Annotated in this window: 7 protein-coding genes; 5 read left to right on the top strand and 2 right to left on the bottom strand. The window is 68.1% G+C overall.

The window, feature by feature from the left end; genetic code table 11:
* Positions 1–49 precede the first annotated feature (49 nt).
* Complete coding sequence (locus AC56LK_RS02340) at positions 50–202, bottom strand: hypothetical protein (RefSeq protein ID WP_497182947.1); 153 nt, start codon at positions 200–202, stop codon at positions 50–52.
* A 43-nt stretch (positions 203–245) separates the two neighbouring features.
* Here AC56LK_RS02340 and AC56LK_RS02335 point away from each other — a divergent pair, with 43 nt between their 5' ends.
* The 5 genes from AC56LK_RS02335 to AC56LK_RS02315 all read left to right on the top strand — a co-directional run bounded on the left by AC56LK_RS02335 (position 246) and on the right by AC56LK_RS02315 (position 10,010).
* Positions 246–3,560: a TIM-barrel domain-containing protein gene (locus AC56LK_RS02335; RefSeq protein ID WP_497182946.1), complete on the top strand. Its 3,315-nt coding sequence runs from the start codon at positions 246–248 to the stop codon at positions 3,558–3,560.
* Between the two features lie 91 nt (positions 3,561–3,651).
* Positions 3,652–5,013 carry a Gfo/Idh/MocA family protein gene (locus AC56LK_RS02330; RefSeq protein WP_497182945.1) on the top strand — a complete coding sequence of 454 codons (1,362 nt, stop codon included), beginning with the start codon at positions 3,652–3,654 and terminating at the stop codon, positions 5,011–5,013.
* A 34-nt stretch (positions 5,014–5,047) separates the two neighbouring features.
* Positions 5,048–6,304 carry a DUF3472 domain-containing protein gene (locus AC56LK_RS02325; RefSeq protein WP_497182944.1) on the top strand — a complete coding sequence of 419 codons (1,257 nt, stop codon included), beginning with the start codon at positions 5,048–5,050 and terminating at the stop codon, positions 6,302–6,304.
* 53 nt (positions 6,305–6,357) lie between these two features.
* The gene (locus AC56LK_RS02320) at positions 6,358–9,330 is read left to right on the top strand and encodes a TonB-dependent receptor plug domain-containing protein (RefSeq protein WP_497182943.1); all 2,973 of its coding nucleotides are present in this window, start codon (positions 6,358–6,360) and stop codon (positions 9,328–9,330) included.
* Between the two features lie 65 nt (positions 9,331–9,395).
* Positions 9,396–10,010: a TetR/AcrR family transcriptional regulator gene (locus AC56LK_RS02315; RefSeq protein WP_497182942.1), complete on the top strand. Its 615-nt coding sequence runs from the start codon at positions 9,396–9,398 to the stop codon at positions 10,008–10,010.
* A gap of 212 nt (positions 10,011–10,222) precedes the next feature.
* Here the strand turns inward: AC56LK_RS02315 and AC56LK_RS02310 are convergent, their stop codons facing one another.
* The gene (locus AC56LK_RS02310) at positions 10,223–13,033 is read right to left on the bottom strand and encodes an Hsp70 family protein (RefSeq protein ID WP_497182941.1); all 2,811 of its coding nucleotides are present in this window, start codon (positions 13,031–13,033) and stop codon (positions 10,223–10,225) included.
* Positions 13,034–13,039 lie beyond the last annotated feature (6 nt).

Genomic DNA, 13,039 nt, shown 5'->3' with positions numbered 1-13,039 from the left:
AAGTTATATTGATCGGAAGATCGGATGTGAGTCACAGAACGTAGCAATTTCACCACTGACCGCTCATCAATTTCGCGATAAACGAAAGTTCAAATACCGATAAAAGCGCCAAACGAAAGGTAAATTCCGGAATATTTGGCTTCTTTCGAACTTTTTTGAAATTTTTCTTTCCTTTTTGTTGACCTGCTTTGCTTTTGTTCATACATTATCCTCATCGAAACGCCAAACGATCCGAAAGAGCCGTCATGAAGCATCCATCTTCCCTGCATCGCCTGCTCGTCCTGCCCATGCTGCTGCTGGCCGCCTTTCCGGCCGCTGCCGCCCCGCTGGGCAAGCTGCGCACGGTCAGCGCGGGCCAGGCCGACGGTCCTTCGTGGGACATCGTGGCCGATTCCGGTGCCCGTGTGCGTATCAGCCTGCCGCGCGCCGACGTGCTGCGCATCCAGGCAGGACGCAAGGAGCTGAGCGGCCCGGGCGACAAGGCCGCGCCCATCGTGGTGGCCACGGCTTCGGCCAAGGTGGAACACCAGTTCAGCGAAGAGAACGGCCAGCTGGTGCTGCGCACCGCCGCGCTCACGCTGCGGGTCGACCGCGCCCCCTTGCGCTTCACCCTCTACCGCAGCGGCGAGACCCAGCCCCTGTGGCGCGAACTGCAGCCGCTCGACCTGGGCGACAAGCACAGCGTGCAGGTGCTCTCCAGCGACAAGGCCGAGCGCTTCTACGGCGGCGGCCAGCAGAACGGCCGTTTCGAATTCAAGGGGCGCGAGCTGCCGGTGTCGTATTCGGGCGGCTGGGAAGAGGGCGACCGCCCGAATCCGGCGCCCTTCCTGATGAGCTCCCGCGGCTGGGGCATGCTGCGCCACAGCTGGGCCGACGGCAATTACGACCTGCGCGAAGACGGGCAAGTCACGCTGCAGCATGCGGAAGAACGCTTCGACGCCTACTACTTCGTCGGCACGTCGATGCACGAGGTGCTGGCGCGCTATACCGAATGGACCGGCCGTGCGCGCATGCTGCCGCGCTGGGCCCTGGAATACGGCGACGCCGACTGCTACAACGACGGCGACAACGTCAAGAAGCCGGGCACGGTGCCGCGCGGCTGGAGCGATGGCCCCACCGGCAAGACGCTTGATGTGGTCGACAGCGTGGCGCGCAAGTACCGCGAGCACGACATGCCGGGCGGCTGGATCCTGCCCAACGACGGCTACGGCTGCGGCTATACGGCGCTGCCCGAGACCGTGCAGGGCCTGGCGAAACACGGCTTCCGTACCGGCCTGTGGACCGAGAACGGCGTCGACAAGATCGCCTGGGAGGTCGGCACCGCCGGCAGCCGCGCCCAGAAGCTCGACGTGGCCTGGACCGGCAAGGGCTACCAGTTCTCGCTGGACGCCAACAAGGCCGCCTATGACGGCATCCTGAACAATTCCGACGGCCGTCCCTTCATCTGGACCGTGATGGGCTGGGCCGGAACCCAGCGCTATGCGGTGGCCTGGACCGGCGACCAGAGCGCCAGCTGGGACTACATCCGCTGGCACGTGCCGACCCTGATCGGCTCCGGCCTGTCCGGCCAGGCCTATGCCACCGGCGACGTCGACGCGATCTTCGGCGGCAGCCCCGAAACCTTCACCCGCGACCTGCAGTGGAAGAGCTTCACGCCGGTGCTGATGGGGATGTCGGGCTGGTCCGCGAGTGCACGCAAGCATCCGTGGTGGTTCGACGAACCCTACCGCAGCATCAACCGGCGCTACCTGAAGCTCAAGATGCGCCTGACCCCCTACATGTACACGCTGGCGCACGAGGCCGAGCAGACCGGCGCGCCGCTGGTGCGCGGCCTGATGTGGGACTACCCGGGCGACCCGGCGGCCCTGGGCGAGGCGCATAAATACCAGTTCCTGCTCGGGCGCGACCTGCTGGTCGCCCCGGTCTATCGCAGCCAGGCGGTCAGCCAGGGCTGGCGCACCGGCATCCACCTGCCGCAGGGCCGCTGGATCGATTACTGGGATGGCCGCCAGCTCAGCGCCGACGGCCAGGGCCGCGACATCGACCTGCAGGTCACGTTAGAGAAGCTGCCGGTATTCGTGCGCGCCGGCGCCATTATCCCGATGTACCCCGAGATGCTGTACGACGGCCACAAGCCCAAGGACCGGCTCACGCTCGACCTCTACCCCGAGGGCGAATCCGAATACGTTTTGTATGAGGACGACGGCAATACGCGCCGCTACCAGCAGGGCGCGTCGAGCCGGCAGCGCATCGCCATGCGCGAACAGGGCGGCAAGGTGGACGTGACCATTTACCCGGTCGAAGGCAGCTACGACGGCCAGGAAGCGCGGCGCGGTGTCAGCCTGCGCCTGCCGAGCCGCCGGCGTCCGGCCGGGGTGCTGCTGGGCGCCGCGCCGCTGAAGGAACTGGCCAGCCGCGCCGCCTTCGACGCCGCGGATGCCGGCTGGTTCTTCGACCCGGCCGAGCGCCTCGGCAGCATGCACGTGAAGGCCCCGCCGCAGGACATCCGCCAGCCGCTGGCCTTCACGCTGCAGGGCATCGCCCGCCCGGCCGCCGACGACGCCTTCCCGGCCGCACCGGTGCCGGGCCGGGCCCTGCCGGCGGACGCCATGGTGGTCGTGAACCGTCCTGCCGAAGAGCCGGGCCATCCGCTCGAAAACGCGTTGGACGGCAAGCCCGAGACCTGGTTCCGCAGCGTGCGCAGCCAGGCGGTCAAGAGCGGCGCCCACGAGTGGGTGATCGGTTTTACGGAGCGCCGCCTGGTGGACGGCATCGAGATCGCCCCGCGCAGCGACAAGAACTGGAAGCACGGCCAGGTGCGCGATTACGAGATCTACGTCGCCGACAGCAATGGCGAGTGGGGCGCTCCGGTGCAGCGCGGCCGCCTGGCGCTGTCGCAGGACATGCAGGCGATCGCTTTCCCGGCCACCGCCGGACGCCTGCTGCGCTTCCGCGTGCTCAGCACCCAGAACCCGGACGGCAGCGGCGCGGCGGCCACCGACCCGATGGTCACGGCCGTGGACGGTTCCGCCCCGGCGCGCGCCGTCGATGCCTCCGCGCCGCTCGAGGTCGCGCCGATCACGCTGTCCGAATTCCGCGTGCTCGAGTACCGGGCGCCGGAAGGAACTGAGCTGCGGCGCTACCTGAGCGAACTGCCGCTGCCGAAAAGCTTTGGGCGCGACAAGCCCGCCGGCAAGGCCAGCGAGATGCGCATGAACGGCCTGCGCTTCAACAAGGGCATCGGCGCCGGACCTTCCAGCCGGCTCGACCTTCAACTCGGCGGCAACTGGCGCCTGCTGCGCGCCGACCTGGGCGTGGACGACAGCTGCCGCAGTGTGGGCAAAGGCGGCAGCATGCGCTTCCAGGTCTGGAGCGGCGAACGCCTGCTCTACGACAGCGGCCTGGTCACGGCGCCGGCGGTGGTCAAGCCCGAGATCGACGTGCGCGGCCTGAAGCAACTCAGCCTGCGCACCCTGGGCGACAAGTCGTCCGGAACCTGCGGCAACTGGGCCAATGCCGCCCTGATCGGCACGGAAGGCGCCACGCTCAAGCTGCGCTAGAGCTTCCCATTACCTTGCAGTGACAGAGCCCCTCTCCGGACGGGGAGGGCTTCTTGCATCCTTCGACCTGAAAAAAGAACGGAAACAGCCTATGAAACGACGCAATTTTCTCTCCTTCGGTCCTGCACTGGCGGGCAGCGCCCTGGCCGCCGGCGCCATTCCCGGCGCCGCCGGGGCAGGCCGCCAGCGCCTGCGCCTCGGCATGATCGGCACCGGCATGCGCGGCCAGGTGCTGCTGCGCGAACTGGTGCGGCGCGACGACGTCGAGGTGGCCGCGCTGTGCGACATCGAGCCGATCATGCTCGGCCGCGCGGTCGAGATGGTCACCAAGGCCGGCCGCGCGCGCCCGGCCACCTTCGGCGCGGACGGCGACCAGCAGGCATACCGCCGCATGCTGGACGCCGGCAAGCTGGATGGCGTGATCATCGCCACCCCTTGGGAATGGCATGCCCGGATGGCGATCGACGCCATGGAAGCCAAGGTGCCGGTGGGCTGCGAGGTGGTGGCCGGGGTGAGCCTGCAGGACCACTGGGACGTGCTGGCCACCCAGCTCAGGACCAACACGCCTTACATGCTGCTCGAGAACGTGTGCTACCGGCGCGACGTGCTGGCGGTGCTGCGCATGGTGCGCTCCGGCCTGTTCGGCGATCTGGTGCACCTGCAGGGCGGTTACCAGCACGACCTGCGCGCCGTGAAGTTCAACAGCGGCGATCCGGCCAAGCCCTACGGCGGCGGCGTCGAGTTCGGGGCCAAGGGCTGGTCCGAGGCGCGCTGGCGCACCGAGCACTCGGTGCGCCGCAACGGCGAGCTGTATCCGAGCCACGGCATCGGTCCCTGCGCGATGTACACCAACATCAACCGCGGCAACCGCTTCACCCGCATCAATGCCTTCGCCAGCAAGGCCGCCGGCCTGCACGACTACGTGGTGCGCCAGGGCGGCAAGGACCATCCGAACGCCAAGACCCGCTTCAGCCTGGGCGACATCGTCACCACCACGCTGGCCTGCGACAACGGCGAGACCATCATCCTGCAGCACGACACCTCGCTGCCGCGCCCGTATTCGCTGGGCTTCCGCGTGCAGGGCACGCGCGGGCTGTGGATGGACCTGAACCGCTCGGTGCACATCGAGGGCGTCAGCAAGCCGCACGAATGGGACGAGGCCAAGACCTGGTTCGAGAAATACGACCACCCGCTGTGGCGCAAGCACGGCCAGCAGGCCGCCGGGGCCGGCCACGGAGGCATGGACTTCTTCGTGATCCACGCCTTCGTGGAAGCGCTGAAGGCGAACGCGCCGATGCCGATCGATATCTACGACGCCATCACCTGGAGCGCGATCACGCCGCTGTCCGAGCAGTCGATCGCGCTCGGCTTCCAGACGCTCGACTTCCCGGACTTCACCAACGGGGCCTGGCGCACCCGCAAGCCGATCTTCGGATTCGACGACCGTTACTGATTCCACGCTGTTCCACCCCAACCAGGAGAACCAGATGAAACCGATGTTGCCGATCTTGCGCGCTGCCACCCTCATCCTGCTCGGCGCCAGTGCCGCCATTGCCGCCGCCCAGTCGCCTGCCACCGTGGCCTTGCCGGGCAATGCCTTCGTCACCACGGCCGGCGCCGGCGCGACCGAGACCATCACGGCCAACGGCCTGGCCAACTGGACCAGCGCATCGACCGTGAGCAGCGCCTGGTTCCGTATGGCGCAGGCCGGCGCTGCCACCATCGGGCTGGATGCGAGCCTGGCGGGCGGCAAGTCGAGCACGGTGCGGGTGACGGTCAACGGTACGCCCTTCGAGGTCAGGCTGAGCAAGGGGCCGAAGAAGACCTATGCCGTTGGCACGCTCAGCCTGCCGGCCGGCTACATCCGGATCGACCTGCAAGGCGTCGGCAAGGACGGCGCCTACTTCGGCGAGGTTTCCGGCATCAAGGTGACGACGGCTTCCAGCCTCAATTACGCCAACGACCCGGCCAACTACTACTGGTCGCGCCGCGGCCCATCGGTCCACCTGGGCTACACCGTACCCGCCAACACCGAGTACTTCTACAGCGAAGTCACGGTGCCGGCCGGGCAGGATGCGATCGGCTCCTACTACATGGCCAACGGCTTCAATGGCGGCTATGTCGGCATCCAGGTGAAGTCGCCCTCCGAGCGCTGGGTGCTGTTCTCGGTGTGGGACGCCGACAACGGCGCCAAGACCACGCTGGTGGGCAAGGGCGCCGGGGTGGTCGACAACGCCTTCGGCGGCGAAGGCACCGGCGGCCAGACCTACCTGGTCTACAACTGGGCGGCGGGGAGCACCTACCGCTTCCTCACCCGCGTGCGCCCGGACGGCGCCGGCGCCACCGATTTCTCGGCCTGGTTCTTCGCGCCGGAACTCGGCACCTGGCGCTACATCGCCACCTGGAAGCGCCCGGCCACGACCACCTGGCACGCCGGTGTGTATTCCTTCCTCGAGAACTTCATCGATACCAAGGGCTACCTGGGCCGGCTGTCCGAGCACGGCAACCAGTGGGCGCGCGGCACGGACGGCGCCTGGAGCGAAATCACCTCTGCGCGCTTCACCGGCGACGCCACCGCCGTCAACGGCCAGCGCCTGGACTATGCCGGCGGCTTGCGCAACGGCCGCTTCTACCTGCGTAACGGCGGCTTCTTCAGCGACTACGTGCCGCTCAACCAGACCTTCAACCGTCCCGCGACGGGCAGCGCGCCCGCGGTCAACGTCGACACCCTGCCGCTGCAATAAAACCTACCCCATCGCCCCACGGGGGGCACATATCCATAAAAACAGGAGAGGCAATGAGACTCAAGAAGATGATGGCCGCGCTGGCGGCAGCCGGTCTGGCAACGGGCGCCCTGGCGCAGGAACCCGCCACCAAGCCCGAGGACAGCAAGGACGGCAAGATGGCGCGGGTCGAGGTGACCGGTTCGAGCCTGAAGCGCATCAACGCCGAAACCGCGTCGCCGGTGCAGGTGGTGGACGCCAGGCAGATCGAGAACATGGGTGCGCGCACCCTGATGCAGGTGCTGGACAACCTGCCGGCCGCGCGTCCGGCCCAGCAGGACTTCCGCTCGATGTTCACCGGCTCGGACGGCGGCTCGCAGGCCAACCTGCGCGGCCTGGGCGCCCAGGGCACCCTGGTGCTGCTCAACGGCCGCCGCCTGTCCTTCTACGGCGCGCCGTCCGGCTTCCAGACCATGTTCGTGAACATCGACGCGATTCCCGCGGCGGCGATCGAACGCATGGAGATCCTGACCGACGGCGCCTCGGCGGTGTACGGCTCGGATGCGGTGGCGGGCGTGATCAACGTGATCACCAAGAAGAACTACCAGGGCCTGGAAGCGCGCGTCAGCCATGATTCCTCGGCCGATGTCGACTCGTATGGCGAGCGCCAGGGCGGCATCGTGTTCGGCACCGGCGACCTGGGCGCCGACGGCTACAACGTGATCGGCTCGCTCAACCTCTACAAGCGCGACCGCATCGCCCTGTCCGATACCTACGACAAGCGTCCGGACCACTTCTACGTCAACAACCCGAACTTCATCCCCAACTTCCGCATCGGCACCGGCAGCGAGCCGGGTGTGCTGAACCCGGGCACGTTCTTCGTGTTCAACCCGGCCCGCAACAACGCCCGCACCCAGCGCGCCGTCGGCGGTTGCCCGACCGCGATCACCGAGGCCTCGGGCACCCGCTGCGTCTGGAACAACCTGCCGTATGCGCTCGATACCGGCCCCTCGTCGGAGCGCGCCACCGGTTACCTGGCCGGGCGCAAGCGCTTCGCCAACGGCTTCGAAGGCTTCGCCGAAGCGGCCTACACCCACATCAAGATGGTGGGTGCGAACGGTCCGCGCAGCTTCAACAGCGGCAGCACCAACAACTGGTTCGCACGCAATACAGGAACGAAGCTGAACACCTTCGCGATTCCCTACCTGGGACCGAACAACGCCTACCTGAAGGGCAGGCTGGCGCCGGACATGGCCGCCCTGATGGGCGGCGCCGCCGGCCTGAACTACCTGATGCAGGACGCCACCAACCACTTCGGCCAGCGCAACATCGACGACAGCTACCGCGCCCTGGCCGGCCTGCGCGGCACCGTGTTCGGCGACTGGGAATTCGAGACCGCGCTGAGCGTGGCGGGCAGCCATTCGACCTTGTACCAGACCATCAACATCAATACCGCCGGCTTCGCGAAGGCCTTCGGTCCCTTCACCACCGACCCGGTGACGGGCCGCACCTACATCGCCGACAACCCGGCCTACAAGTTCGGCGAGATCAGCGAGGCCAATGCCGCGCTGCTGCGCCAGGCCTACCCGACCTTCGACATCCAGTCCTGGACCAAGCTGATCACCTGGGACGCGAAAGTCGAGGGCACGCTGGCGAAGATCGGCGGGCGTGAAGTGCGCGCCGCCTTCGGCACCAGCCTGATGCGCGAAAGCTTCGACACCCCGGGCAATGCCGACGCAGCCAACGGCCTGATCACCCAGCAGGGCGGTTCCTGGTTCGACGGCAAGCGCACCATTGCCGCCGTGTTCGGCGAAGTGGTGGTGCCGCTCACCGAGAAGCTCGAGCTGAACGCCGCCGCCCGCCTCGACAAGTACCCGAACTTCAGCGCCAACCTGGCGCCGAAGATCGGCGTGGTGTGGCGCGCGCGTCCGGAAGTCATGGTGCGCGGCACCTATTCGGAGGGCTTCCGCGCGCCGAACCTGGCCGAATCGGGTTCGGGCGGCGTGTTCGCCCAGGTGGGCGGCATCCGCGATACCGTGCGCTGCGACGAGACCAATGCCATCGCGCGCCTCTTGATGCGCTCCGTCTCGGCGGCCGAAGTCGACCTGGGACGCAGCCTGCTGAACTCGAACTGCTCGACCACCGTGGGCGGCCTGACCCCGCCGAACCCGGAACTGGAGCCGGAAAAGGCGAAGATCGCCACCCTTGGCCTGGTGCTGCAGCCGGTGCGCGACGTCAGCGTCTCGCTCGACTACTGGATCGTCAACCGCCGCAACGAGATCGTGCGCCAGGACTTCAACCAGCTGTTCACCGAACTGGTGGACCAGTACGGCCCCGGCCTGGCCGGCACCGACCAGGCGATCCGCAATGCCCTGACCGATGCCGACCGCGCCAACATGGCTGCAATCGGCACCATGTGCGCCAATCCGGCCAATGCGGGGGCCTGCGCCGGCACGCGGCCGACTTACTCGGTCGGCAACCTGGGCGGCCTGATCAACTCCTACCTGAACCGCGGCCGCACCCTGGTCGACGGCTTCGACATCGATGCGCGCACCCGCATCGGGCTGGGCGACTACGGACGCCTGAACACCGGCGTGGCCTTCACCATCCGCCGGCGCGAGATCTACAACTACGAGGACGGCAGCGGCTTCTCGGGCAACTACGTCGGCTACTACAACTCGCCGCGCCTGCGCGGCACCTTCAACGCCGACTGGAACTACGCTAACTTCACCACCAGCCTGTTCGTGAACTACACGGGCAAGACCAAGTGGGCCTACGGCGAGTACGACACCGACAACACGCCGGAGAACTGCCTGGCCGCCGGGGTCTCGCTGCCGGAGAACCTGTGCGGCGGCGCGCCCTCGTTCACCACGGTCAACCTCGGCTTCAACTGGAAACCGACCAAGAACCTGAACCTGGGCCTCAACATCAAGAACGTGCTCGACAAGAAGCCTTACTACGATCCGAACGGCTGGGAAGGCTATAACCACAGCCAGAACCTGTTCGGCCGCCAGTTCGCTTTCTCGGCCAGCTACAAGTTCTGGTAAGCGTGGAGTGCGAGGCAGCAAGAAAAAGCGCTTGCTGTTTCGCACACCTGTGCTAAAGTGAGGGCATGAACACCACGGCCAAAAGCGAAGCGACCTTTGCGACCATCCTCGAGGCCGCCTATGCGATGGCGGCGCAGGATGGGATCGGCAAGGTATCGCTGGGTGAGCTGTCCAAGCGCACGGGCATCAGCAAGAGCGGCGTGTTTTCCCGCGTCGGTTCGCTCGAGGCCCTGCAGGACGCCGTGCTGGACGAATACGACCGCCGCTTCGCGGAGGAAGTCTTCGCCCCCTCGCTGCAGGCGCCCCGGGGCTTGCCGCGCCTGGTCCTGCAGGTGGAATTGTGGCTGAAGAAGATCGGCAACGAGACGGAGCGCGGCGGCTGCCTGTACACGGCCGGCGCTTTCGAGTTCGACGACGTGCCCGGACCGCTGCGCGACCGCATCGAGGCCGGCGTGACGCGCTGGCGCGCCTCGTTGCGCAAGACTGTCCTGCAGGCGATGGAAGCGGGACACCTGCGGCCGGACACCGAACCCGAGCAGCTGGTGTTCGAGGTCTACAGCCTGGCGATCGGGGTGATGCACGATGCGCGCTTCCTGCGCACCGCCGCCGTGCCGCGCAGGGCGCAACGGGCATTCAACCGCCTGATATCGACGTACAAGAGTTTTAACGATCTCGAGTAGGGAATCACCGGACCGGGGCGGGCACGCCCGTCCCTTTTTTTACATTCATTTCGCACACCCGTGCGAAACAAGCTGTGCTGAAGGAGTCGATCATGTCTGCATTCTGGTTGCTGCTGGTTCCCGTCGCCGGGTTTGTGTGGGTCGGCGTTCGCGGTGTCATGTGCGCGCTGCCGAAGTCGAACGAGGACTTCGTGTTTTGCTGATGCGCTGTGTCAGCGCAGCAGCTTGAGGCCGGGCGGCAGCGCATCGCCCAGCATGCGGGTCTCGACGGCCTGGTCGAGTTCGACGACTTCGCGCACCATGGCCGCCCAGGCGGGCGGCGCGCCGCTGGCGGACAGGCGGCGCAGCACTTCGTCGCGCACGGCCTGGCCGATGTCGCGCGAGCGGTCGCCGGTCATGCGTGCGATGTGGGCGGCGGCGAAGCCGGCCGGCTCGATCTTCTTCCAGTCGAGCTGGAGGAGCTGGCCGAGCCAGCTCTCGGCCGATGCCGCCGGGGCCACTTCGTGCGCGGCGCCATGGAAGGACTGGCGCGCACCGACGCGGCCCAGGGCCCATAGGTAGCGCGCATACCTTGCCGTGGCGCGGGCGTCGATCTTGGCGCCGCCGGGCATTTCCATGACCTGGCCCATCAGCCACTCCCCGATCTCGGCCTTGTAGGCGGACGGGATGCGTTCGAGCGAGGCGCCGACGCGCAGCATGTCGTCCTCGCTGCCGTCGACCAGCGTGACGGGGCGGCGTCCGCGCTCCGCTTCATTGGCCTGCAGGTTGAATGCGAAGTCGTCGAGCAGGCGCAGCTGGGCTTCGGTCGAGAGACCGCCGGCCACGCGACGCCACAGGGTCCACCATTCGGCGCGCACCTGGCTGTCCTTGTGGTACTGGACGCCGGTCTCGAACATCGCCCACAGCTGCTCGATGCGCCATTCGTCGAGCGGATGGCCGAAGCCCGGGCGCAGGCAGTAGCCGGTCAGGTTGAGCCACGCGCGCTCGTGCTCGGCCGAGCGACGACGGCCCTTGGCGCGCGCCAGCAGGGCGTCGAACAGGCGGCGCAGCAGCGGCGTGGTCCAGCGCTCGCGCCCGCCCAGCAGGTGTTCGAGCGAGGCGCGCAACTGGCGCACCTCGCGCGGGTCGACTTGCTGCGAACGGTTGCCGAAGATGCGGTCGATGCGGGCGATGGCATCGTCGAGCTGGGGCGGCAGGGCCGTGTCCTCGACCGCAGCCTCGTCCTCGCCGCGCAGCTGGAATTCGAGGCGCCAGCGTTGGGAGGGATCCTCTTCGGCCACGCAGGAGACTTCCAGCGTGCCGACTTCGGACAGCACGGTGGCCAGCTGTACCGGAATGTCGGTAGTCCGCGTGCTGCGCAATACCGTGGAGATGGCGGGCAGGCGCACGATGTCGGCGGCCGGCAGGTCCGCCAGGTGGCCCGCCTGCGGCAGGACGCCGCCCGGGTCGGCGGTGGACGATACCAGGTGGAAGCGTACCGGCCGCCCGAGCCGCAGGGCGAAGCTGCGGCCTTCCAGGCGGACTTCTTCGCCGGCGGGCGCGCCGCGCGGCAGAAGGCAGACCGCGCGCAGGGTGTCGCCTGACTGTTCCGCATCCAGCAGCAGGTAGTAGTTGCGCGCGGAGCCGCTTTCGATGCTCGGCGCCTGGCCCGCGCGCGCCAGCGAATAGGCGACGCCGCCGCGCGCCACGGCCACGTCCGGATCCTCGTTGTGCAGCACCTGCACCGGCGCGCCGCGCCAGGTGGACAGCACCTCGGCCAGGCGCCGGGCCAGCGCCGCGCCGCGGAACACGCCGCCGTTGAGCAGCAGGGCGTCGGGCACGGGCAGGCTGCCATCGTCCGCGACGCCGAGGGCTTCGCGCGCCGCCTGCGCATGTTGGCGCAGGAAGCCGGCCAGGTGGCGCGTGACGGCCGGATCGCTCGCATACGGCAGGCCGAATTCGACGATACCGGCGCGCGCGCGCTTCGCCCCTTCCTGCGCTTCGTTCGGCGGGAAGAAGCCGTCGAGGACGATGCGCTGCACGTCCTCGCGCGTGATGGTGGCCGAGCGGCTGGCGCCGATCAGGCGCGAGCCCGAACCGAGCTGGGTGACGTTCACTTGTTCCGGTGCGCCGGGCGCGAGCAGCTGTTCCTTGGCGGCGCGGCAGCGTTCGGTGAGCTGGGCCAGGCGGCCGGCCGACAGGCGTTCGGGCGCATGTTCTCCCGCGAGGCGCGCTTCGGCCAGGTGCGCCAGCGCCAGGTCCATGTTGTCGCCGCCGAGGATTAAATGATTGCCGACGCCGATGCGGGTCAGCTTCGGCTGGCCGTCTTCGTCCAGTTCGACCTTGACCAGGCTGAAGTCCGTGGTGCCGCCGCCGACGTCTGCCACCAGGACCAGGCGCGTGCCCGCCAGGTCCTGGGCCAGGGTGCTGCGGTGGCGGTACAGCCAGTCGTAGAGGGCGGCCTGCGGTTCTTCCAGCAGGCGCAGGTCCGGCAGGCCGGCCATGCGCGCCGCCTCGAGCGTGAGTGCGCGCGCGCCTTCGTCGAAGGAGGCGGGCACGGTGAGGACGATCTGCTGGTGTTCCAGCAGCGCCTTGGGGAAGCGCCGGTTCCAGGCCGCGCGCAGGTGCGCGAGGTAGCTGGCGCTGGCCGCGACCGGCGAGACCTTGGCGATGTCCGCATCCTCGGCGCCCCAGGGCAGGATGGGGGCCATGCGGTCCACGCCCGCATGCGACAGCCAGCTCTTGGCGCTGGCCACCAGCCGTCCCGGCGCCTGCGCGCCGAGCACGCGCGCCAGGCGGCCGACGGCGACGCGCTCGACCCCGGCGGGGTCTGGCGAGGCCCAGGGCAGCTGGAGTTCGCCGGGAGCGAGTTCGCCCTCGGCGGGGTGGTAGCGCATCGAGGGCAGCAAGGGCGCGGCGGCGACTTCGCCGGGCGCGACCAGCTGCTCGATGGCCAGCAGCTCGACCTGCCCTGCGCCGGGCAGGGCATAAGCGAGCACCGTGTTGGTGGTGCCCAGGTCGATGCTGACGAGGTACGCAGTCACTACGAG

The organism is Telluria sp. ZB4P36, assembly GCF_059685865.1.
Note: the sequence above shows the minus strand (reverse complement) of the source record. Positions and strands in the feature narration are given on the sequence as shown.

Excerpts from the sequence above, each read along its gene's own strand:
- AC56LK_RS02325 (WP_497182944.1), top strand. The coding sequence starts at position 5,048 with ATGAAACCGATGTTGCCGATCTTGCGCGCTGCCACCCTCATCCTGCTC.
- AC56LK_RS02320 (WP_497182943.1), top strand. The coding sequence starts at position 6,358 with ATGAGACTCAAGAAGATGATGGCCGCGCTGGCGGCAGCCGGTCTGGCA.
- AC56LK_RS02315 (WP_497182942.1), top strand. The coding sequence starts at position 9,396 with ATGAACACCACGGCCAAAAGCGAAGCGACCTTTGCGACCATCCTCGAG.
- AC56LK_RS02335 (WP_497182946.1), top strand. The coding sequence starts at position 246 with ATGAAGCATCCATCTTCCCTGCATCGCCTGCTCGTCCTGCCCATGCTG.
- AC56LK_RS02340 (WP_497182947.1), bottom strand. The coding sequence starts at position 202 with ATGAACAAAAGCAAAGCAGGTCAACAAAAAGGAAAGAAAAATTTCAAA.
- AC56LK_RS02330 (WP_497182945.1), top strand. The coding sequence starts at position 3,652 with ATGAAACGACGCAATTTTCTCTCCTTCGGTCCTGCACTGGCGGGCAGC.